The sequence below is a fragment of the Arsenicibacter sp. R0_47 genome (assembly GCF_057652235.1).
The window spans coordinates 550,857-570,899 of sequence record NZ_JBYFCJ010000002.1; the positions used below are offsets into that span (position 1 = coordinate 550,857).

The window sequence follows — 20,043 nt, forward strand, 5'->3', positions numbered from 1 at the left end:
AATTTAGTAGCTCAGGCCGTATTGTTTCAGAACGTCATCGGGAACACCCTGCCAGTCGTTCGGCGTGTTGCCGACGTAGCCGAGGTCTTTGATACCCATCTGACTGGTGAAGAAACCGGCAGCCGTAAAGTTGCGCATCATGTTGAAGAACGAAACGCCCTGCGTCATGTCCTTGGATGCCTGTTCCGGATACGCGATTTTATCAACGATCTGAATCTGCTGCGCTTTTGTGCACTGGGCAAACTGCTTGCCGAACATAGCCACGCACTTGTTGTCCAGCCACCGGATACCACCGCGCATCGGGGTCTGGTTGCGGGGCTGATCCTTCATCATAAACTCGATGAACGCCGGTACGCCTGCCTGTGAGGCACTGCCCGAACGCTCATCGGCCGGAATAATGATGTCGCACAGCACGGTTACGGTCTGTAATTCGTGCGGCGTGAAAAACTTCTCAGCCTTCAGTTTCGTGTCGCGCTCGGCTTCGAACGGCTGACGGCCACCCGGCACCACGGGTTTTTTCTCCGGTGGCGCGGGAACAGCGGCTTCTACGGGTTCGACCGCCAGGCCAAAACCCGCGAGGGATATTGCTTTAAGGGTGTCTCTGCGTTTCATGCTGCTTACAGGTTTTTCTTTTTCACTTGATCAAACAGGTAATCCGATGTCCGCCATGACGAGGCCAGAATCGTCCAGGTAACGTTTTTGTCACCCTGCGACGGGAAGGCAGCGGCGTCAACCACAAACAGGTTTTTCACATCGTGCGTCTGCTGGTACTTGTTCAGGGCCGATGTTTTCGGATCGTTACCCATCCGTACGGTACCAACCTCGTGGATAATCTTACCCGGTGCTTCGAGGCCATAGCCGTGGTTGCTTTCCGGACCTGGTTTCGAGCCAAGGGCAATACCACCCAGCGCATGGATAATCTCTTCAAAGGTATCCTGCATGTGTTTCGCCTGCTTCACTTCGTAGTCAGACCACTTGTAGTTAAAGCGCAGCGTCGGGATACCGTATTTGTCGACGTTGTTCGGGTCGATTTCGCAATAGTTGCTTTCGAGCGGGACAGGCTCACCGCGACCGGCCATACCGATGTAGGCACCGTAGAAACGGCGGTAGTCGTCTTTCAGACCGGCACCGTAGCCACCAGCCGATTTTTTCTGGCCGTTACGACCCGGAATACGACCGTTCAGGCCTTCGATGCCACCGCCGAAACCGTAGCCCGGCATACCCATACCACCACCGTACTCGATGTGGTAACCGCGCGGGAAGTCCAGTTTCTTATTGTCGAGCCACCATGGCGTAAAGACGTGCATACCGCCCACACCGTCTTCGTTGTAGCGCTTACGGTCCATCAGGGCCGGAATGAAGGCCGAGCGTGACGCACCGGTTGAGTCATTCAGGTATTTTCCGATTACGCCGCTGCTGTTGGCAAGCCCGTTCGGGAAGCGTGATGATTTTGAGTTCAGGAGCAGACGGGCCGTTTCGCACGTACTGGCTGCCAGCATCACGGTTTTCGCGCGTACTGTTTTTTCCTGCATCGAGATGGTATCCACGTAGCTGACACCCGTAGCCAGGCCGGTGTTCGGGTCGGTCAGTACTTCGCGTACCATCGCATGGTTAATCAGCGACAGGTTGCCGGTTTTCATCGCAGGAATACACAAAACCGACGATGAGGAGAAGTCGGCATATGCCTGGCAGGCACGGCCGCACTGGGCGCAGTAGAAGCACTGGCCACGGTCTTTGTTGATCGGCTTCGTCAGGATCGACAAACGCGACGGAATTACCGGAATACCAATGCTGGTGGCGGCTTTCTTGAGCATCAGCTCGTGCAGACGCGGCTTCGGAGGCGGCAGGAAGAAGCCGTCCGGTTCGTTGCGGATCCCTTCTTTTGAACCGAAAATACCAACAAGTTTGTCAACCGCATCATAGTACGGGCTGATGTCTTCGTAGCTGATCGGCCAGTCTTCACCAACACCCGTCAGGCTGCGGCGCTTAAAATCGTCGGGCCCGAAACGGAGCGAAATCCGGCCCCAGTGGTTGGTCCGGCCGCCCAGCATCCGTGACCGGAACCAGAAGAATTCGGTACCTTTTGCTGCGGTGTATGGTTCGCCGTCAATATCCCAGCCCCCCCAGGCAGCATCGAAATCACCGAACGGCCGTGTGGTGCCCGCACCGCGCCGCGGCGATTCATACGGCCACTTCAGCTGGGTAATATACTTAGGGTCAGCAGGGTCGAAATAACCGCCTGCTTCCAGCAAAACTACTTTAGCGCCCGCTTTGGTGAGCTGGTAAGCGGCCATACCGCCACCGGCACCCGACCCTACGATGGCAACATCGTATACCGTGGGCGCTTCTTTGATCTGGAACGTATTCATTAATGAAAGGTTTGAGTAAACGAATTATCAGCTTGTTGGATAGAACCAATAAGTGTACGCACATCGAAAAAACGTTGCGAACATAGCTTATACTATCTATAAAGCAAAAATTATACGCTTTTTAACGGTTACGTTGGAAAGGATGAAAAAGACTATTGAAAATACCCGTCCGGAGCGCTAAAAATTCTGTTGATTTATTACCGGGAAAAAGAATAAAAAATACTGAAAAAATAAAATAATCAGGATACTATAAATACGACTATGTTAATTTAAACAATTGCTTTAGATTTGGTTTGTCTAAATCTGTAACCTTATGCCTACCTCTAAAACCCCCTTAATGCTCTTTTTACGGCAAGCCTGGCGTTTGGCTCTTGCTGCAAATAAACCCCATACCGCTCCGGCCGATGAGCTGATTGATCAGCTGAAAGACGTTCGTAACCGGCGTCAGTTTCTGCGTTCGTCGGGTCAGATGGTGCTGATGGCCGGTGGTATCAGTGCGCTGAATGCCTGCCGTACACCGCTTGAACCGGTAACACCTGCGCAGACGGGTGCCGGCCGGATCGGGACCAATACCCCCAGCGTAGCTATTGTCGGTGGGGGTATAGCCGGCTTGATGGCCGCGCATACTTTTACCAAAAAAGGATTTACCAACTTTACCATCTACGAGGCATCTACCCGGACCGGTGGCCGGATATATACTGCTAAAAACGTTATGGCTCCCGGCCTGACAACCGAACTTGGCGGGGAGTTTATTGACAGCGGGCATCAGGATATGCTCAATCTGGCGCAGGAATTCGGCCTGACCCTGCTCGATACGCAGGCTCCGTCTGAGCTGGCGCTGATCAAGGACGCCTACTATTTCAACGGCCGTCAGTATTCGCTGGCCGAAGTGGTAGCCGCATTCCGGACCATTGCTCCGCGCATGGAAGCAGACATTAACAGCCTGCCTGATACCATTGACTACACCACAACAGGGGTTGCCCGTCAGCTCGACCAGTTGTCTATTTCAGCTTATTTATCGCGCATTGGTGCCGGAGGCCTGATCCGGGAGCTGCTGGAAGTCGCCTACGAAACGGAATACGGACTGGCACCGGATCAGCAGTCGTGCATTAACCTGCTGTTTCTGATTTCAACCGATACACGCGGCGGGAAGTTTGATATATTCGGCGACAGCGACGAGCGGTATAAAATTGCGGGGGGGAACCAGCAAATTACCGATCGCCTTACAAACCTCTATCAGGATTCGATTGAGACGGGGCGTACGCTACAGGCCATCAACCAGTCGGGCAGTAAAATTGAGCTGCGGTTTGCCAATTCGCCGGCTGTCCGCGCTGATTTTGTGCTGCTAACCTTGCCGTTTACCAAACTCCGGCAGGTAGATATCAATGTATCACTGCCGGTAGTGAAAAAGAATTCAATCAATACGCTGGGCTATGGTACCAACGCCAAGCTGATGATGGGCTTTTCGGGCCGTCCGTGGCGTAGCCTGGGGTATTCGGGGTATGTGTTTTCGGATAACGGCCTGCAATCCGGTTGGGACAACAGCCAGTTACAGGGCGGTCCGAACGGTGGGTATACGGTATATCTGGGTGGTTCACGCGGTGTCCAGCTGGGTACCGGTTCCGAACAGGCGAAAGTGATGCAGTATCTGCCGTTGCTGAACCAGATTTTTCCCGGCGCCTCACAGCGCTACAACGGCAATGTGGAACGGTTCCACTGGCCGACTCATCCGTACACGCTCGGCAGCTATGCCTGCTACAAAACCGGTCAGTGGACCAGCATTGGCGGGGCCGAAACGGAACCTGCCGGTCAGCTGTTTTTTGCCGGTGAGCATTGCAGCGCCGATTACCAGGGCTACATGAATGGCGGGGCCGAAACCGGCCGGAAAGCAGCCCGTGCCATCTGGCAATTAATCAGAGCCTGAAGCAAGTTGGTTGGTTGCAGGAAAGGTGTAACTTGCAGCCAACCTTTAACGCTTATCTGTATGCTGTACCTCGCAAAAATCCTTGTCGGGTTAGTTGCCGTTGAACACCTCTATATTTTGTGGCTCGAAATGTTTGCCTGGACCACGCGCGGGCCGAAGACGTTTCGTTCACTGCCCAAACACCTGTTTGAACCCACTAAGGCACTGGCAGCCAATCAGGGGTTATACAACGGTTTTCTGTCGGCCGGTCTGATCTGGTCGCTCCTCATCAGCGATCCGGTCTGGTCGGTGCATGTCGCGTACTTTTTTCTGGGCTGTGTGATTGTCGCTGGTATATACGGGGCATTGACGGCGCAGAAATCCATCTTTTTCGTTCAGGCACTACCGGCCATACTGGCATTACTGGCGGTGTGGGTAGCCCGGTAAGAAAATCAATCATACAGAATTGCGCGGGCATATCGCCGGAATCATACGTGGAGACGGCTGCGGTGCGTATCTTTGCGCCATGGCCCGAATTGGTACTGATATTGAGCTCGCTAAGGAGCTGCTGGAAAAAGGAGAGGTAGTTGCAATACCAACTGAGACGGTATACGGTCTGGCTGGCAATGCCTTACATGAAGATGCCGTTCTCTCCATCTTTGAGGTAAAAAAACGTCCTGCGTTTGATCCCCTGATTATTCACGTTGCGTCGCTTGAGCAACTGTCTGCATACGTTGACACGATTCCGGAGCCGGCCCGCCGCCTGGCAGAAGCCTTCTGGCCGGGACCGCTTACCATCTTATTGCCCAAAAAGAAAATTATCTCGGACCTCGTTACGTCGGGCCTGCCGACGGTGGGAGTGCGGATGCCGAACCATCCGCTGACTTTGCGTTTGCTGGAAAAACTGGATTTCCCGCTGGCCGCGCCAAGCGCCAACCCGTTCGGCTATATCAGCCCGACGACTGCTCAGCACGTTGCCGATCAGCTGGGCGACCAGATTCCGTACATTCTTGACGGAGGCGCCTGTGGTATTGGGCTGGAATCGACGATTGTAGGGTTTGAAAACGACGAACCGGTGATTTACCGGTTGGGTGGGATGTCTGTCGAACAGATTGAAAACGTCGTCGGTAAGGCGGCGGTTCGCAGTCATTCATCATCGAATCCGAAAGCGCCGGGGATGCTGAGCAGTCACTACGCCCCGCGTAAACCCCTGATTTTATTGCCGACGCACTACACCAGTGATGGTTCCCGGTTGTCGCTGGAGGGCCTCCGCGATGTCGGAGCGCTGGCGTTTAAACAGCCGTTGCCGGGCATTCTACCCGAAAATCAGCGGATTCTGTCGCCGTCCGGCTCGATGGCCGAAGCGGCTAAAAACCTGTTTGCCTACTTGCGCGAGCTGGACGGGCTCAACATCGAAATGATTTATGCCGAGGTGTTGCCCGACGACGGTCTTGGCCGCGCCATCAACGACCGGCTGAGCCGCGCCGCCGCGCGGTAAGGGTTAATTACTGGTTGTTTTTGTTCTGAGTTACTGGTGGTTGCTGGTTGTTGTTTTTGTTCTGAGTTGCTGGTTGTTCTGGTGGTTGCTAATTGTTGTTGTTGCTGTTTTAGCGAAAGCGAGGGCCTTTGTTGGGATTTTGCCTGAGGTAATTAATGAGATTGGTTATGCGGGTGACGACAAGTTCAGAAAGCTGAAATAAATGTGTAAAGGTTGTTTCATCTAGATAACGGCGGTCTGAAGCGCGATGCAATTGAGACTGAACCTCAAGGCAAGATCCTCGGGAGATTGTCAGAAAATTAACAAATTCTTTGTTGCCACCCCGCCCAAATCCTTCCGCAATATTGTCCATGACCGACCCTGTTGCCCGATTAATTTGATCTTTGAGTCCAAAGTCTTTTCCTAATTCGCTATTCCGGGTGCATGCAAAGACTTCATTCTCGAGTTGCCGGGCAGCTTGCCAGCAAGTAAGGTCCTGGAAGCGGTTGATAGTTGCCATAGTTGATGTATGATGTATAATCAGCTTGTCTTTGACGTCACAACGCCCTGCTGGTAACACAAACTCAGCAACCACCAGAACCACCAGAACAAACAGAACAAAACAATCAGTAACTCAAGTAACCACCAGAACCACCAGAACCATCAGAACAAAACCACCAGTAACTCAGAACAACCAGTAACCACCAGAACCATCAGCAACCACCAGAAAAAAAACAGTAACCAAAAACTAAAAACTCCTTCCCTGCAACCCGCCGGTATGTACCGCAACGACGGTGGCGTCGGGCGGGAAAAAGCCGTTGCGGGCCAGGTCGTAGAGCGCATACAGCATCTTGCCGGTATAGACCTGTTCAAACAGAATGCCGGTCCGCGATTCAACGGTGCGGATAAAATCCAGCAGCTCCGGCGTGGTCCGGGCATAGCCACCGAAATGATACTCGTATAGCAGTTCGGCGGGGGAGGCCACGGGCATAGTAAACGCAGTGGCCGATTTGAGGGCCACTATGCCCAGCACACGCGTTTGCGGCGGGGCGGCCAGTGCTATGCCGGTGACCGTACCGCCCGTGCCGACCGCACAGGCAATCGCATCAGGGGCGAACCCCAGCTGCGCTGTAATTTCGGGCACAAGTTCGGCCGTACCCCGAATCGCCAGCTCATTGGTACCGCCTTCCGGAACGGCATAGAAACCCCCGAACAGCTGCCTCAGGCCGGCCATAAAATCAGGCTCTTCTTTTTGGCGGTACGCCTCCCGGCTGACAAAATGCAGCATCATGCCGCATGCCTGGCAAAAGCGGAGGGTCGGGTTCTGATCGGGCCGGAGCTCATCGCCCCTGACGATGCCGATGGTCCGGAAGCCTGCCAGTTTACCGGCCGCCGCCGTAGCCGCCAGATGGTTCGAAAAGGCGCCGCCAAACGTGAGCAGTGTGGTATGTCCCTGTTGCTTCGCTTCGGCCAGATTGTACTTCAGTTTCCGCCATTTGTTGCCCGACACCTGCGGGTGAATCAGGTCATCGCGCTTGAGGTAGAGCCGGATAGGTACGGGCTCCGGAAACGGGTCATGGAGCCGTCTGAGCGGGGAGTAGTTGCTAAAAAGGTCGGGCAACTGCCTGAGTTCGTCCATAAAACCGTAATTTTGCTGCTAATTAACAATCAATGTGTGGCTTCGGCTGCATGCGTGAGACGGAATCTCATTCCGTCCGACCGAATTTTATGACAGAACATATTGACGATTTCTCAGAAGAGGAAGAAGACGAATTATACGAACATCACCGGGTTGTCGTAGACAAAGGGCAGGCATTGATCCGGATCGACCGGTTTCTGATGGACCGGTTGCCGAATGCTACCCGTACCAAAATTCAGGCGGCCATTGATGCCGAGTCGGTACGGGTTAACGGGAAGCTTACCAAGGCCAGTTACAAGATCAAACCGGAAGATATCATTACGATATCGTTGCCGCATCCGCCGCGGGATACCGAAGTGTTGCCGGAGAATATTCCGATTAATATTGTCTTTGAGGATGATGATTTGCTGGTGCTGAACAAACCGGCCGGTATGGTTGTGCACCCGGCACACGGTAACTGGAGTGGTACGCTGGTCAATGCGCTTGTGTATCACTTTCAGAATCTGCCAACGACACGGAACGGGGTAATCCGTCCCGGACTGGTACACCGGATTGACAAAGACACGTCCGGCCTGATGGTAATTGCCAAAACCGAGTTTGCCATGACTTACCTCGCCAAACAGTTTTATGAGCACACCATCGAACGGACGTATCAGGCACTGGTATGGGGCGTACCGAAAGAGGCTGACGGGACAGTAACGGGCTACATTGGCCGGAGTGTAAAAGACCGGAAAGTGCAGACCATTTACGACGACGAAACCAAGGGTAAGTGGTCGGTAACGCACTATAAGCTGCTGGAAATGCTCCAGTTTGTGTCGTTGATCCAGTGTAATCTGGAGACCGGCCGGACGCATCAGATCCGGGCGCATATGCGCCATATCGGCCATCCGCTGTTCAATGATGCCATGTATGGCGGTGACCGGATTCTGCGGGGCAGCGTCAACGGATCGTTCAAAGCATTTGTGGAAAATGCCTTTGCGCTGGTGCCGCGTCAGGCGCTGCATGCGAAGTCGCTGGGCTTCATTCACCCGCAAACGCGTGAGTGGATGCAGTTCGATTCGGATTTGCCGGCCGATTTCACGGCGGCCCTCGAAAAATGGCGTAAACTGTACGCTTCGGCCCAACATTAATGCGGTCTGCTCGCTGGATTGCGTTATTTTTACAACTTTCACAAAAGTCACTAACCCTAAAAAACAGCCTTTTAGCGTATGATTTCAATTCGTCCCGGTGTGATAGAGGATATGCCTCAGGTATTTGAGCTGGTGATGGAGCTTGCCGTTTACGAGCTTGCTGCCGATCAGGTGTCGAACTCGCTGGAGCAGATGGTATTAGATGGTTTCGGGCCTCAGCCGTTGTTCCAGCTACTGGTCGCTGAAGATTCCGAAGCCAATAAAATTGTGGGCATTGCCCTGTATTACTTCCGGTATTCGACCTGGAAAGGCAAGCGGTTATACCTGGAGGATATCATTGTTACCGAGAGCCATCGGGGATATGGTATCGGTAAGATGCTGCTCGATGCCACCATCAAAAAAGCACGTGAACTGAACTGTACCGGTATGATGTGGCAGGTCCTTGACTGGAATGAGCCGGCCATCGGTTTTTACAAACAATTCGGTACCCGCTTCGACGACGGCTGGACCAACTGCCATCTGGATTTTTAAATCAAAGAGTGAAAGAGCGATTGAGCGAAAGAGTGAATGCTGCGTAGCGAAAGCGTAGATGAGTTGGGGAACGCGTTATTTGCCGCAGCGTCCGGACTTCTTTCGCTCTTTCGCTCATTAGCCGCTTGAGCGGCCGCTCTTTCGCTCTTTGTTCCCTATCTTTGCACCATCGCAATTGTAAGCCATAGAATGACGGATCGTCAACGAAAAGTACTACGCATTGTCGGCTGGACCCTGTTGGGACTGTTTTTGTTAGGAAGTGTGGGCGTCGGTATTGCCTATTCTAAGCGGGAAAGTCTGTTGCAGGTGGTTTTAGAAAGAGCCGTCAAAAAAGCAAAACGGGATTATGATCTGGACGTGAAAATCGGATCGGCACGGTTTACCGGTTTATCGTCCGTTGCCTTTACGGGCATCTCTGTCGTACCGGCAGAGCGGGACAGCCTTGCCCGGATCAATACTGTAGAAGTCGGCCTGAGCCTGTGGCCGCTGTTATTCGGCAAGGTTGCCTTGTCGCACCTCGATCTCGAAAACGGCATGGTCCAGGTCATTCGCCGGGATTCGCTCACCAACATTGATTTCATTCTCCACCGCCGCAAACGGGATTCCACCGAAACCAGCAGCGACCGCCGCGCCGATCTGTCGGATGTGGCTGAGAACCTGATTGATCAGGTATTATCGAAAATTCCGAGCGATATGAACGTCCGGAATCTGGCTTTCCGCCTGACTGATAACGAAAAGCGCGTTTCGCTGCTGACCGAAACGGCCGTAATTGATAACGAAGATGTTACATCGACGTTGCGGCTGAACGGCAATGAGGCGACATGGCACATAACCGGTACCGCCGACCCCGGCAGCCGTGAATATGACCTCGCCTTGTATGCAGATGGTAAACCGCTGGAACTGAAATACCTTGAGGAGAAATTCAACCTGAAAGTACAGGCCGATACGGTGCGGGCGGCGTTAAACGACGTTGACCGGTCGGGGGGCGAATTTCACATGGAAGGCAAGGGGTCGGTGCGTAACCTGCGCATTAACCACCCTGCCATTGCCCGTACGGACGTGCTGGTAGCGACTGCGGCCATGGATGCCAATGTCTTTGTCGGAGAAAACTACGTCGGCGTTGACAGCTCGTCGGTGATTTACCTGGGCGAAGTCAGTGCGCGGCCGTTTGTAAAATACACCATCTACCCGACGAAAGTGTATGACTTACAGCTGCATACGGATGAGGTAGATGCGCAGTCGCTGTTCAACTCCTTTCCGCAGGGACTATTCGAATCCCTGGAAGGCATGCGGGTGTCGGGTAAACTGAAGTATGATCTGGCCCTGCACCTCGATGCCGGCGAGCCGGATTCGGTAAAATTCGATGCCGGTCTGACACCGGTTGATTTTAAGATTCTGCAAATGGGCGCGGTAGATTTCCGCCGGATCAACAACTCGTTTGTCTATACGCCCTATGAGAAGGATAAACCGGTACGGGACATTATCATCGGGCCGGAAAACCCTGATTTTGTGCCGCTGACGGGTATCTCCGATAATCTGAAAAATGCGGTACTGACGTCTGAAGATTTTAACTTCTTCACCCACAAAGGCTTTAATGAAAAGGCCTTCCGTGTGTCGATTGCCACCAACTTTAAAACGAAGAAATTCAAGCGCGGTGCCAGTACCATTTCGATGCAGCTGGTAAAAAACGCCTTCCTGAACCGGAACAAAACCCTGTCGCGCAAAGTAGAAGAAATTCTGATTGTGTGGCTGATCGAAAACCAGCGGCTGGTGTCGAAGGAGCGGATGTATGAGGTGTATCTGAACTTCATTGAGTGGGGGAAAAATATTTACGGCATCGGTGAAGCCGCCCGCTACTATTTCGGTAAACACCCGTCGGAGCTGGATCTGGGCGAAAGTATTTTCCTTGCCTTTGTGATTCCGAGTCCGAAAAAGGCGCTGAACTGGTTCCAGCCGGACGGCTCTTTACAGGTACGCAATGTTCGTGGCTACTTCCGGATCATCGGTAAGATTATGGCCCGTCGCGGCCTGACAGAGCCCGACAGCGGGGCGTACGGATTCTACAGTGTACGGCTGCGTGAAAGCCTGCGCCGTCAGATTATGCCGGCCGACAGTGCGGGTCTCGATAGCCTGATGACCGATCCGACGGATGAAGGCGGCGGGCTCGACGGTTTCTTCAAACGGCTCTTCAACGGAGACCGTGACAAGGACAATAACGAAGAAAGTGCCAAACCGAAAGAAACGGTTCAGCAGGCGCAGGAAGAAGCCAACGTACCGCTTTCACCGGCCGCCGATACGGTTAAAACGCGCCGGCAGCTGCGGCAGGAACGCCGGGAACGAAAACGCCGCGAACGGGACGAACGTAAAAACGCCGACCCGACGTCAGGAATACTGAACTGATTACCAACTCCCCGAACGTTTTGACGATCGCCGGTATCAACATCCGGGAAGCTTTGCACTTCCCGGATGTTTTGTTTGCACCATTACCAAACCGGTTTTCCCTCGTCCTACCATAAAAACAACTATGTGGTCGGGATTCAGGGATTATTTCGGACTTTCGAACCGGCAGGCACGCGGCGCATTCGTATTGATTCTGCTGGCTGTTTTATTTCTGCTCATTACCTTTCTGTACCGTTTCAGGGAGCCTGACCCGCTGCCCGACACCACGGCTGCCGACCAGCGTAAACTGGATAGCCTGGTGGCGCTGATGGAACACGACGATAAACAGGCATCGGCTTCCAGGCGGTATCGCGACCATGACAACGGAAACCAGATGCACAGTGATCCGGCCGTCCGCCGGATGCCGCTCCATGCCTTTGACCCGAATCAGATCAGTGTAACGGAATGGCAGGCCCTGGGTGCTCCCCGCTGGCTGGCCGAGCGGATTGAGAAATACCGGAGCCGTGGCGGGCAGTTCCGGAAAAAGGAAGACGTGCAGAAGATATACGATTTTCCGCCGGCGCTTTATCAGGAACTGGCGCCCTACATTACCCTCCCCGAACGGACTAATTCCACGGATCATTATGCTGCCAGCCGCCCGTTTACTGATGATGCCGGTAAGCGGACAGAGGCTGCTAACCGGCCTGAGCGGGCAAAACCTTTGCCGGTACAGGCATTCGACATTAATACCGCAGACACGCTCCAGTTGGCCAGTTTGAAAGGCATCGGCAATAAACTCGCGAACCGGATTGTGAAATTCAGGGATGCGTTGGGCGGGTTTGTGTCAACCGAACAATTCGGCGATATCTACGGACTGGATTCACTGGCACTGGCAGAACTCAGGAGCTTTGGCCATATCCGGTCGGCGCCGAAAAAGGTAAATATTAATACCGCATCGGCCGAAGAGCTTGACCGGCATGTGTATCTGTCGCGGCGGCAGGCGGAGATCATTGTGAAATACCGGGAGCAGCATGGTGCGTTTGCGTCCCCCGAAGCGTTGAAGCCGATTCGTATTCTGGATGCAAAAACCATTGAGCGGCTGACACCCTATCTGGCGTTCTGATCACAAAAACGGCGCTCTGACAAAGGTCAAAAGCGCCGTTCTGTGCTCAGAAGTTTGGTTTCAGCAAATACTTATGGTAGAAATCGTCGATGACTTTAACCGCCTCGGTAGGGGTGTCCACCAGATTGATCAGCTTCATATCTTCCGGGTTGATGTTGTGTTCCTGACCCAGCATGACGGTTTCAATCCAGTCAATGAGACCCTGCCAGTACGAGCGACCTACCAGCACAATCGGGAAACGGGCAATTTTCTTGGTCTGAATCAGCGTAATCGCTTCAAACAACTCATCAAGCGTTCCCATACCACCCGGCATCACGATAAAGCCCTGGGCATATTTTACGAACATAACCTTGCGGACGAAGAAGAAATCGAAGTTGATGCTTTTATCCGGATCAATGTAAATATTGCTGAATTGCTCAAACGGCAGTTTGATGTTCAGACCAACGGATTTACCGCCTTGTTCGAAGGCACCTTTATTCCCCGCCTCCATGATGCCGGGGCCACCGCCTGTGATTACCCCATAGCCATGCCGCACGAGTTTGGCTGCGATTTCTTCCGCCATTTTGTAATACGGATTCTCGGCTTTGGTGCGGGCCGACCCGAAAATCGATACGCATGGGCCAATCTTCGCCAGTTTGTCGAATCCTTCCACGAATTCGGCCATTACCTTGAAAATTACCCACGAATCGGCACTTTTTATCTCATTCCAGTTACGATCCTGAAAAGCTTCCTTAATCCGCTGTTCATCGGGAGTAAGCAGCAGTTCATCACGTTCCGGAAGTTGTTGTGAAATTTCTTTTGTGCTCTGGGTTTCAGAGCGGTAGACATTTTCTTTAGATTCCATAGTTGTTGGATTTAGTGTAGCGAAGTTCTGCCCAAAGCTGGTCATCCTTCTGCTCTTTGTATGATTGTTTAAGCCCCCCTCCGGATACTTTTAGGAAAGAGGGGAACGTAATAACGTATTTTTATCGGAAATTTGTTCGTCAAACAATAGAAATACCGATAATATGGATATACGGATTGCCATTGGCTCAGACCATGCAGGGTTTGTATACAAAGAGTCTATTAAAAACTGGTTACAGGAACAGGGGTATCAGGTAGAGGATTTCGGCACCTATTCCGCTGATTCGGCCGATTACGCTGATTTTGCCCATCCGGTGGCCAATGCGGTTGAGTCGGGAAGTGCACAGTGGGGTGTTCTGGTATGTGGCAGCGGTCAGGGAGTGGCTATGACCGCAAATAAGCATCAGGGCATCCGGGCGGCGCTGGTATGGAGTCCGGAGCTGGCTCCGCTGAGCCGCCAGCATAACAATGCCAACGTCATCTGCCTGCCGGAGCGGTTTGTTTCGCTCGAAACGGCGATTGAAAGTGTCCGTCTGTTCCTGGCTACTGAATTTGAAGGTGGTCGCCACGAACGCCGCGTCGCGAAAATGAGCTGTTAAATAAAATGAGGATGGTACAACCATCCTCATTTTATTTCCGTTGATACACACCGGCCATGCCGGTTTTTTTATACCGTGCACCGAGGGCGGGCGCGCGCTGAAACAGCTTCCCGACAACATCGGCGCGGTCAATGATGTAAGCCGGCGGGTCCTGCCGGAAATGATTGTAGACGTTAATCACCGCGTCGTAATTGTCGAGGTTTTTAAGGTCATACTGGGCCAGATTCCAGTTCAGATAAGGAGTGGCGGGCCGATTGTCGTAATACGCACTCATATCATCGCCGATCACCAGTATTTTCTGGTTTTTGATGCCGCCCGGCAACGCAGAAGGTTTTACCTGCAGGCTGGTTAAACGACCGGTGTCAATACCCGGCAACAGTTGCAGACCACCCTGATAAAACACAAACATCATGGCTCCGAAAACGGCGGTGAAGAGTATTTCGGCCAGCCAGGCTTTCCGCATGTTCTGAAAGTAAAGGACTGCAAAAAATGCCATCGGCGGCACAAAGCTCAGAAACATCATTGGGGCCAGATACGGCATCAGAATAATGGTGAGCACCGCACCGAAGAACCACAACAGCATGATCTGCTGGCAGCGCTGCTGAAAATTGACGTACCGGTTATTGGTATTGAACAGACTGAAGAAGCCCAGAACCCCCATCGTCAGCGGCAAAAACAAGGATGCCAGCAAGGATTGAAAGTCGGATAGATCATACTGCCGCACCCGGAATACCGATGAAAGCAGGTTTCGGTTAAAGTCGTCGAGGCTGTCGGTAAGGTAATAAAAGAAGACAGTGGCGGCGACCGGAAACGCAAAACCGAACAGCAGCAGAGAGTGCTGCCGGAAGGTAGCGCCGGTAAAAAAAAGAAGCGAAAGCGCAGCCCAGAAGACAAAAACGGTTGAGGGCAGGTAACAAAGCGCGGCCAGTCCGATGTAAATTCCGACTTCAAACACTTCATCGGTAGCCCCTTGCCGGTCCATCTGTTTGATCAGCGTACCGAAAGCCAGCAGCAGAAAGCTGGTCGACAGCAGTACGGGTGACAGGGTCAGACAGTCGAAGGAGAGGTGCAGAAACAGGGCATAAATGAGCCCCGGCCAGAAGCTGCGGTCCGGAAACACATCACGGCTGTTCATGACGTAGTTGAAATAGCCGATCTGGAAAATAGCGATCAGCGTGGCTGCTACGTGATAAGCCCCCTGTGAGCGGCCGAAAATAGCATCAATGAGCCAGTAAATCAGGGCCGAAAGCGGACTGACACTGTCCCAGATGTCGCGGTATAGCAAATACCCCTGACTCATCTGTTCCCCGACGAGCATCCAGTTTAATTCCGGAATGAGTAGCGGCAAAGGCTTTAATACAAACGGTAACCGCATGGCAAACAATAACACCAGCAGGCTAACGTATTGATAAGGAGCGTACGAACGAAAAAAGCTAAGCAAAGCCAGTTAGCAGTTATGCGTGAAACGCCGGGAGTACAGACCGTATATTTCCTGTGGTTTGGCCCCGACTGTCATGCGAATTTACGCTAGTTTACGGCAGAATAAAAAAAGGTACGGATATTTGCAGTATCATTAGGTAAAGAACCGGCCCTGAATTGTTGGCCGGCCGCGCCGGAACTATTGTCAGGGCAGCGGGTTATACAACAAACCCTGGTGAATGAATTGAAAATGGAATCGAAACGACAACAAAAAGTAGCACGGCAATTACAGAAAGACCTGAGTGAGATCTTTCAGCGTGATCTGTCGCATATGTTTACCTCGGGGGCCTTTATTACCGTGACTAATGTCAGTGTATCGCCGGACCTGGGTGTAGCCCGCGTATACCTGAGTTTTCTGGCCGTAAAAGACAAGGAAGGTTTGCTGGACATGATCCGGGAAAAGAGTAAAACCGTCCGCCAGCATCTGGGCGAGCGCGTTCGTCATCAGTTGCGGATTGTGCCTGAGCTGACCTTTTTCATCGACGATACGGCGGAGTATGCCGAAAAGATGGAGAAGCTGTTTGCCGGCCTCGACATCCCGCCGGCTGATCCGGATGATGATGACGAAGAATAAGCCTGTCGCACCGGAGTTGCTGCGCCAAAACGGTATGCAGCGGCTCCGGTGACAATCACCCACAAACCATGAGTCTTCCTTTCTGGATTGCCAAACGTTATTTCTTTACGCGGAAAAAACGGAGTTTTATCAGCTGGTTATCAGTACTGTCGATGCTGGGCGTTGGGGTCGGTACCATGGCGCTGGTCATTGTGTTATCGGTCTTTAACGGGATGGAGGAACTGAACCGGTCTATTTTCAAGACGTTTGAGGCAGACCTGACCATCACGCCGACAACCGGTAAACGCTTTACCGCTTCTCCGGCGCTGTGGGCCACCATGCAGAAAACACCGGGAATGGAACTGATTACACCCGTTATTCAGGACAATGCACTGGCCCGTTATTCAGGTCGGCAGACGGTCGTAAAGGTAAAAGGTGTCGATAATTCGTACCTGAAGCGTCGTCAGCTGGATTCGGTACTGGTTGAGGGGCGTTTTTATCTGTTGCGCAACGGGGTGAACTATGCCATTGTCGGGGATGGCGTGCGGCGGAGTCTGGGGGTCTCTCCGGAAGACATTCTGACGCCGCTGGAGCTGTGGTATCCCAATGCAAAGCCGGGACAAAAGACGCTGAATCTGATGTCTGAAAACGCGTTTAATCAGCAATACCTGAACGTATCGGGCGTATTCTTTATTGAGGCCCAGTACGATAACTACGTTATTGCGCCGATTGGTGTCATCCGCGAACTGGTCGGGTATGGCCCCGACGAAATCAGCCGCGTTGAGATTCAGCTTAAGAATACCGTTGATGAGGAAGAGGCGAAAACCACGCTTCAGGATGTACTGGGCAGTACCTTTCTGGTACAAACCCGTGATGACCTGAACAAAGACCTTTTCCGGGCCATCCGGATCGAAAAGCTGTTTGTCACCCTCACGCTTGCCTTTATCATCCTGATTGCCTCGGTCAACATCTTTTTCTCGCTGTCGATGCTGGTTATTGAGAAGCAGGAAAATATCAAAACCCTTTTTGCGATGGGGGCTACACGTCAGCTGGTGCGCCGTATTTTTATGGCCGAAGGCGTGATTGTTGCCATGACCGGTGCCATAACCGGCCTGCTGCTTGGGTTGCTGGTTTGCTATCTTCAGGAGCAGTATGGCTTCGTTAAGTTTGGTACCCAGCAAACGGTCATTGACGCCTATCCGGTCAAAATCGAATGGGGCGACCTGGCGGTAACCGGCATCGTCGTCACGATCTTCACTATTCTGACCTCCTGGTTTCCCGCCCAGCGCGCGGCTAATATCAAGTTCAGATAAAGAGCGAAAGAGGTAAAGAGTGAAAGAGTGTGCTTACGCCTGTCTATAGGCGGCAGCCGCTCTTTCGCTCTTTCTATCTTTCACTCTTTACTTTTCTACCGTATGATTGCAGGTCGTGACGATGTCGAACCAGTATTGGCCGATGACAGCCGCAACGTGGGTCAGCTGCTGGAACGTGGCTGGCTTTGTAATAAAGCTGTTGGCGCCGTTGAGATACGACAGTTCAATATCAGGTGACGCATCGGAAGTGGTCATGATAATGATCGGAATGTGCCGCCATGCCGGATTCTGCTTGATTACTTTCAATGCATTACGGCCATCGAGCCGCGGCATGTTTAAGTCCAGCAGGATCAGGTCCGGCAGCTGCCGGTTAAAGGCTTCGTCCTGGTCATAGTCGTTTAAAAAATCCAGTAGTTCTTCGCCATTGTCGACAGTTGATACCTGGCAATTTGTAAACTGACGCTGAAAGGCTTCCTTGATCAGAAACCGGTCGTCTTCATCGTCGTCAGCTAACAGGATATGAATAAACCTCGTTTGGAATGGGGTTATCATACGCTTGTAATGATTGTTGATATTCGGGTAAAATAATAATAAAAACAGCCCCCTGACCGGGCTGGCTGATCGCCGTAATGTGTCCTTTGTGGGTTTGAATCACCCGTTTGCAGATAGCCAGCCCGATACCGGTACCCTCATACGTGGTCTTGCTGTGCAGCCGCTGAAATATCTGAAAGATGTGGGTTAAGTATTTTTCATCGAAACCGATGCCGTTATCCGAGACCATAATCCGTGTGTAGGCTTGTCCGGAAACCAGCTCGGGATACAGATTCCCGTCGATCGTTTCTGCCTTGATCTGAATGCGGGGAGCCACGCCCGGCCGGATAAATTTGAGCGCGTTGGTGATCAGATTGGTAAATAGCTGTTCAATCTGGAACGGAATTCCCTTGATTACCGGCAGGTCGCCGACATCGACTTTGGCATTCAGGCCTTTAATCTGTAGTTCTTTATCGGCCAGAATCCGGCGGACGAGGTCATTCAGACGGATGGTTTTCTGTTCACTACCTAAGCCGGCCGATAACCGTGAGAAATGCAGTAAGTCCTTGATCATCTTCGACATCCGTTCGGCCGACTGCATGATCTTACTCATGTATTCACCCGTCTCCGCATCCGCTGACTGCTGACTGCGCTGTTGCAGGATACTGCCAAACGACTGAATTTTCCGGAGCGGCTCCTGTAAGTCATGGGAAGCCACAAACGCAAACCGTTCCAGCTCTTCGTTGGAGGTCTCCAACTGCTGGATTTTGGCTTTCAGCTCGGCTTCATAACCCCGCAACTGGTCTTCAACCCGCTGGCGGTGTGTTAGTTCGGCCTCCAGCACATTATAAGACACAATCAGCACGATAAACGTCAGTACGGATAGCAGGAGAATAATAATAATGGTCGTGTTGAACGATTTACTGGCCTGTTGGTCATGGGTTTGGGTTAAGGCCCGCTCCGCACTGATCATGGTGGCTACCAGACGCCGGGCATCATCCATCCGCATTTTCCCCAGCAGGAGATAGCTTTTAACCTGCGTCCAGTTACCACGGGTGGGCGACAGGCCGATCAACTGATCGGTGCGGTAGATGTTTGCCTGAACCAGCTTGCCTAACGAGTCAACCCGCTGTTTCTGCGCCGGATCATCAACTATCAGCTCATTGAGGTGTTTCAGTCGTTTAGGTAACTGGGGCAAAGCCGCATTGCGTGGTTCGAGGTAGATTGAATCCTGTGTGAGCACAAAGCCACGGGCTCCTGTTTCCACATCTTTCAGTTGCGAGATGAGTTCGTTAAGATCATTAATCACAACGTCAGTCCGGCGACTCAGCGAATTATCTTCACTATGGCGGTTATAGCTATAAAACGAAAGCCCGAACCCAACCGCTATGAGCAGCATGGCCGTAATAAAGCCAATCGCAATACGTTGCCTGGCCTGACCCGGCAGGTAGCGTGTTAGAGCCTTCATAGCGTTAGTGAGTATATTGCTGGTAAAACCGTAGCGGCAATCAACAAATTTTGTTTAATTAATGTAATTTACGGTAAACAAAAATGCTGAAATTACTTTATGGTCTCAAGAACCAGGTTATGGTTTGTATAGATACAAATATCGGCGGCAATGTGCAGGCTTTCGCGTACCATTTCTTCCGCCGTTAAATGCGTCGCATGTTTTTTGAGCGCAAGGGCTGCCGATTGGGCGTAGGTACCGCCGGAACCGATAGCGGCAACATCGTGATCCGGTTCGAGCACATCGCCCGTACCCGAAATGATCAGTAAGTCATCTTTAGAGGCAACGATCATCATAGCTTCGAGGCGGCGCAGGTAACGATCCGTCCGCCAGTCTTTGGCTAACTCAATGGCAGCACGTTTCAGGTTACCGCCAAAGGCATTAAGTTTTTCTTCAAACCGTTCAATCAGTGTAAAGGCATCGGCTGTAGAGCCGGCAAAGCCGGCCAGCACCTTACCATTTAACAGACTTCTTACTTTACGAACGTTGCTTTTAGCAATTGTATTGCCCATGGTGGCTTGCCCATCGGCCCCAAGAGCGATCTGGCCGTTGTGCCGGATACCGACTACGGTAGTTGCGTGAATTGTTGTCATGGTAGAGAGACAACGGAAGAAGCGCTTAATAAGTTGCGTCAGATAAGCTGAACCCGGCCTGACTTACCGGAGCA

At 52.3% G+C, this 20,043-nt stretch carries 19 protein-coding genes; 10 read left to right on the plus strand and 9 right to left on the minus strand.

From position 1 onward, the window contains the following. Positions 1-3: 3 nt before the first annotated feature. Entirely contained in the window at positions 4-612 is a 609-nt protein-coding gene (locus tag AC23NW_RS05525) for a gluconate 2-dehydrogenase subunit 3 family protein (RefSeq protein WP_487448208.1), read from the minus strand. Between the two features lie 5 nt (positions 613-617). Continuing rightward, positions 618-2,369, minus strand: a complete 1,752-nt coding sequence (locus AC23NW_RS05530; RefSeq protein ID WP_293840916.1) for a GMC oxidoreductase — start codon at positions 2,367-2,369, stop codon at positions 618-620. A 313-nt stretch (positions 2,370-2,682) separates the two neighbouring features. Here AC23NW_RS05530 and AC23NW_RS05535 point away from each other — a divergent pair, with 313 nt between their 5' ends. The 3 genes from AC23NW_RS05535 (at position 2,683) to AC23NW_RS05545 (ending at position 5,770) form a co-directional block, all read left to right on the plus strand. After that, positions 2,683-4,293 carry a flavin monoamine oxidase family protein gene (locus AC23NW_RS05535; protein ID WP_487448210.1) on the plus strand — a complete coding sequence of 537 codons (1,611 nt, stop codon included), beginning with the start codon at positions 2,683-2,685 and terminating at the stop codon, positions 4,291-4,293. 60 nt (positions 4,294-4,353) lie between these two features. Then, positions 4,354-4,719 carry a DUF1304 domain-containing protein gene (locus AC23NW_RS05540; protein WP_487448212.1) on the plus strand — a complete coding sequence of 122 codons (366 nt, stop codon included), beginning with the start codon at positions 4,354-4,356 and terminating at the stop codon, positions 4,717-4,719. 79 nt (positions 4,720-4,798) lie between these two features. Beyond that, positions 4,799-5,770, plus strand: a complete 972-nt coding sequence (locus AC23NW_RS05545) for an L-threonylcarbamoyladenylate synthase (protein WP_487448213.1) — start codon at positions 4,799-4,801, stop codon at positions 5,768-5,770. Positions 5,771-5,879: 109 nt separating this feature from the next. On the opposite strand, the gene AC23NW_RS05550 is transcribed toward AC23NW_RS05545, so the two are convergent. Both AC23NW_RS05550 and AC23NW_RS05555 read right to left on the minus strand, forming a co-directional pair. Beyond that, positions 5,880-6,269 carry a four helix bundle protein gene (locus AC23NW_RS05550; protein WP_487448215.1) on the minus strand — a complete coding sequence of 130 codons (390 nt, stop codon included), beginning with the start codon at positions 6,267-6,269 and terminating at the stop codon, positions 5,880-5,882. Between the two features lie 228 nt (positions 6,270-6,497). Further along, positions 6,498-7,388 carry a 1-aminocyclopropane-1-carboxylate deaminase/D-cysteine desulfhydrase gene (locus AC23NW_RS05555; RefSeq protein WP_487448216.1) on the minus strand — a complete coding sequence of 297 codons (891 nt, stop codon included), beginning with the start codon at positions 7,386-7,388 and terminating at the stop codon, positions 6,498-6,500. Positions 7,389-7,477: 89 nt separating this feature from the next. Between AC23NW_RS05555 and AC23NW_RS05560 the strand changes: the two genes are divergently transcribed. From AC23NW_RS05560 to AC23NW_RS05575, 4 genes are all read left to right on the plus strand, one after another. Further along, on the plus strand, positions 7,478-8,518 hold the full coding sequence (locus tag AC23NW_RS05560; protein WP_487448218.1) for an RluA family pseudouridine synthase: 1,041 nt from the start codon (positions 7,478-7,480) through the stop codon (positions 8,516-8,518). A gap of 78 nt (positions 8,519-8,596) precedes the next feature. After that, entirely contained in the window at positions 8,597-9,049 is a 453-nt protein-coding gene (locus AC23NW_RS05565; RefSeq protein ID WP_071503641.1) for a GNAT family N-acetyltransferase, read from the plus strand. 189 nt (positions 9,050-9,238) lie between these two features. Further along, positions 9,239-11,449 carry a transglycosylase domain-containing protein gene (locus AC23NW_RS05570; protein ID WP_487448219.1) on the plus strand — a complete coding sequence of 737 codons (2,211 nt, stop codon included), beginning with the start codon at positions 9,239-9,241 and terminating at the stop codon, positions 11,447-11,449. 124 nt (positions 11,450-11,573) lie between these two features. Further along, positions 11,574-12,551, plus strand: coding sequence for a ComEA family DNA-binding protein (locus AC23NW_RS05575; protein ID WP_487448221.1), 978 nt, complete (start codon positions 11,574-11,576; stop codon positions 12,549-12,551). Positions 12,552-12,597: 46 nt separating this feature from the next. On the opposite strand, the gene AC23NW_RS05580 is transcribed toward AC23NW_RS05575, so the two are convergent. Further along, the gene (locus AC23NW_RS05580) at positions 12,598-13,395 is read right to left on the minus strand and encodes an LOG family protein (protein WP_487448222.1); all 798 of its coding nucleotides are present in this window, start codon (positions 13,393-13,395) and stop codon (positions 12,598-12,600) included. A 163-nt stretch (positions 13,396-13,558) separates the two neighbouring features. Here AC23NW_RS05580 and rpiB point away from each other — a divergent pair, with 163 nt between their 5' ends. Then, on the plus strand, positions 13,559-13,993 hold the full coding sequence (rpiB, locus tag AC23NW_RS05585) for a ribose 5-phosphate isomerase B (RefSeq protein ID WP_487448224.1): 435 nt from the start codon (positions 13,559-13,561) through the stop codon (positions 13,991-13,993). A gap of 31 nt (positions 13,994-14,024) precedes the next feature. On the opposite strand, the gene AC23NW_RS05590 is transcribed toward rpiB, so the two are convergent. Then, positions 14,025-15,434, minus strand: coding sequence for a hypothetical protein (locus AC23NW_RS05590; protein ID WP_487448225.1), 1,410 nt, complete (start codon positions 15,432-15,434; stop codon positions 14,025-14,027). 228 nt (positions 15,435-15,662) lie between these two features. Between AC23NW_RS05590 and rbfA the strand changes: the two genes are divergently transcribed. Together rbfA and AC23NW_RS05600 are read left to right on the plus strand one after the other, a co-directional pair. Beyond that, positions 15,663-16,046 carry a 30S ribosome-binding factor RbfA gene (gene rbfA / locus AC23NW_RS05595; RefSeq protein ID WP_487448226.1) on the plus strand — a complete coding sequence of 128 codons (384 nt, stop codon included), beginning with the start codon at positions 15,663-15,665 and terminating at the stop codon, positions 16,044-16,046. 68 nt (positions 16,047-16,114) lie between these two features. Continuing rightward, on the plus strand, positions 16,115-17,338 hold the full coding sequence (locus AC23NW_RS05600; protein ID WP_487448228.1) for an ABC transporter permease: 1,224 nt from the start codon (positions 16,115-16,117) through the stop codon (positions 17,336-17,338). A gap of 87 nt (positions 17,339-17,425) precedes the next feature. On the opposite strand, the gene AC23NW_RS05605 is transcribed toward AC23NW_RS05600, so the two are convergent. The 3 genes from AC23NW_RS05605 to hslV form a co-directional block, all read right to left on the minus strand. Beyond that, the gene (locus tag AC23NW_RS05605; RefSeq protein WP_487448229.1) at positions 17,426-17,890 is read right to left on the minus strand and encodes a response regulator; all 465 of its coding nucleotides are present in this window, start codon (positions 17,888-17,890) and stop codon (positions 17,426-17,428) included. Then, on the minus strand, positions 17,844-19,337 hold the full coding sequence (locus tag AC23NW_RS05610; protein WP_487448230.1) for a sensor histidine kinase: 1,494 nt from the start codon (positions 19,335-19,337) through the stop codon (positions 17,844-17,846). The genes AC23NW_RS05605 and AC23NW_RS05610 overlap by 47 nt, the downstream gene beginning before the upstream one ends. Before the next feature lie 92 nt (positions 19,338-19,429). Further along, positions 19,430-19,969 (minus strand): ATP-dependent protease subunit HslV, encoded by a 540-nt coding sequence (gene hslV, locus AC23NW_RS05615; RefSeq protein ID WP_071503650.1) that lies wholly within the window; start codon positions 19,967-19,969, stop codon positions 19,430-19,432. Positions 19,970-20,043: the final 74 nt, after the last annotated feature.

Excerpts from the sequence above, each read along its gene's own strand:
- AC23NW_RS05525 (WP_487448208.1), bottom strand. The coding sequence starts at position 612 with ATGAAACGCAGAGACACCCTTAAAGCAATATCCCTCGCGGGTTTTGGC.
- AC23NW_RS05530 (WP_293840916.1), bottom strand. The coding sequence starts at position 2,369 with ATGAATACGTTCCAGATCAAAGAAGCGCCCACGGTATACGATGTTGCC.
- AC23NW_RS05535 (WP_487448210.1), top strand. The coding sequence starts at position 2,683 with ATGCCTACCTCTAAAACCCCCTTAATGCTCTTTTTACGGCAAGCCTGG.
- AC23NW_RS05540 (WP_487448212.1), top strand. The coding sequence starts at position 4,354 with ATGCTGTACCTCGCAAAAATCCTTGTCGGGTTAGTTGCCGTTGAACAC.
- AC23NW_RS05545 (WP_487448213.1), top strand. The coding sequence starts at position 4,799 with ATGGCCCGAATTGGTACTGATATTGAGCTCGCTAAGGAGCTGCTGGAA.
- AC23NW_RS05550 (WP_487448215.1), bottom strand. The coding sequence starts at position 6,269 with ATGGCAACTATCAACCGCTTCCAGGACCTTACTTGCTGGCAAGCTGCC.
- AC23NW_RS05555 (WP_487448216.1), bottom strand. The coding sequence starts at position 7,388 with ATGGACGAACTCAGGCAGTTGCCCGACCTTTTTAGCAACTACTCCCCG.
- AC23NW_RS05560 (WP_487448218.1), top strand. The coding sequence starts at position 7,478 with ATGACAGAACATATTGACGATTTCTCAGAAGAGGAAGAAGACGAATTA.
- AC23NW_RS05565 (WP_071503641.1), top strand. The coding sequence starts at position 8,597 with ATGATTTCAATTCGTCCCGGTGTGATAGAGGATATGCCTCAGGTATTT.
- AC23NW_RS05570 (WP_487448219.1), top strand. The coding sequence starts at position 9,239 with ATGACGGATCGTCAACGAAAAGTACTACGCATTGTCGGCTGGACCCTG.
- AC23NW_RS05575 (WP_487448221.1), top strand. The coding sequence starts at position 11,574 with ATGTGGTCGGGATTCAGGGATTATTTCGGACTTTCGAACCGGCAGGCA.
- AC23NW_RS05580 (WP_487448222.1), bottom strand. The coding sequence starts at position 13,395 with ATGGAATCTAAAGAAAATGTCTACCGCTCTGAAACCCAGAGCACAAAA.
- rpiB (WP_487448224.1), top strand. The coding sequence starts at position 13,559 with ATGGATATACGGATTGCCATTGGCTCAGACCATGCAGGGTTTGTATAC.
- rbfA (WP_487448226.1), top strand. The coding sequence starts at position 15,663 with ATGGAATCGAAACGACAACAAAAAGTAGCACGGCAATTACAGAAAGAC.
- AC23NW_RS05600 (WP_487448228.1), top strand. The coding sequence starts at position 16,115 with ATGAGTCTTCCTTTCTGGATTGCCAAACGTTATTTCTTTACGCGGAAA.
- AC23NW_RS05605 (WP_487448229.1), bottom strand. The coding sequence starts at position 17,890 with ATGATAACCCCATTCCAAACGAGGTTTATTCATATCCTGTTAGCTGAC.
- AC23NW_RS05610 (WP_487448230.1), bottom strand. The coding sequence starts at position 19,337 with ATGAAGGCTCTAACACGCTACCTGCCGGGTCAGGCCAGGCAACGTATT.
- hslV (WP_071503650.1), bottom strand. The coding sequence starts at position 19,969 with ATGACAACAATTCACGCAACTACCGTAGTCGGTATCCGGCACAACGGC.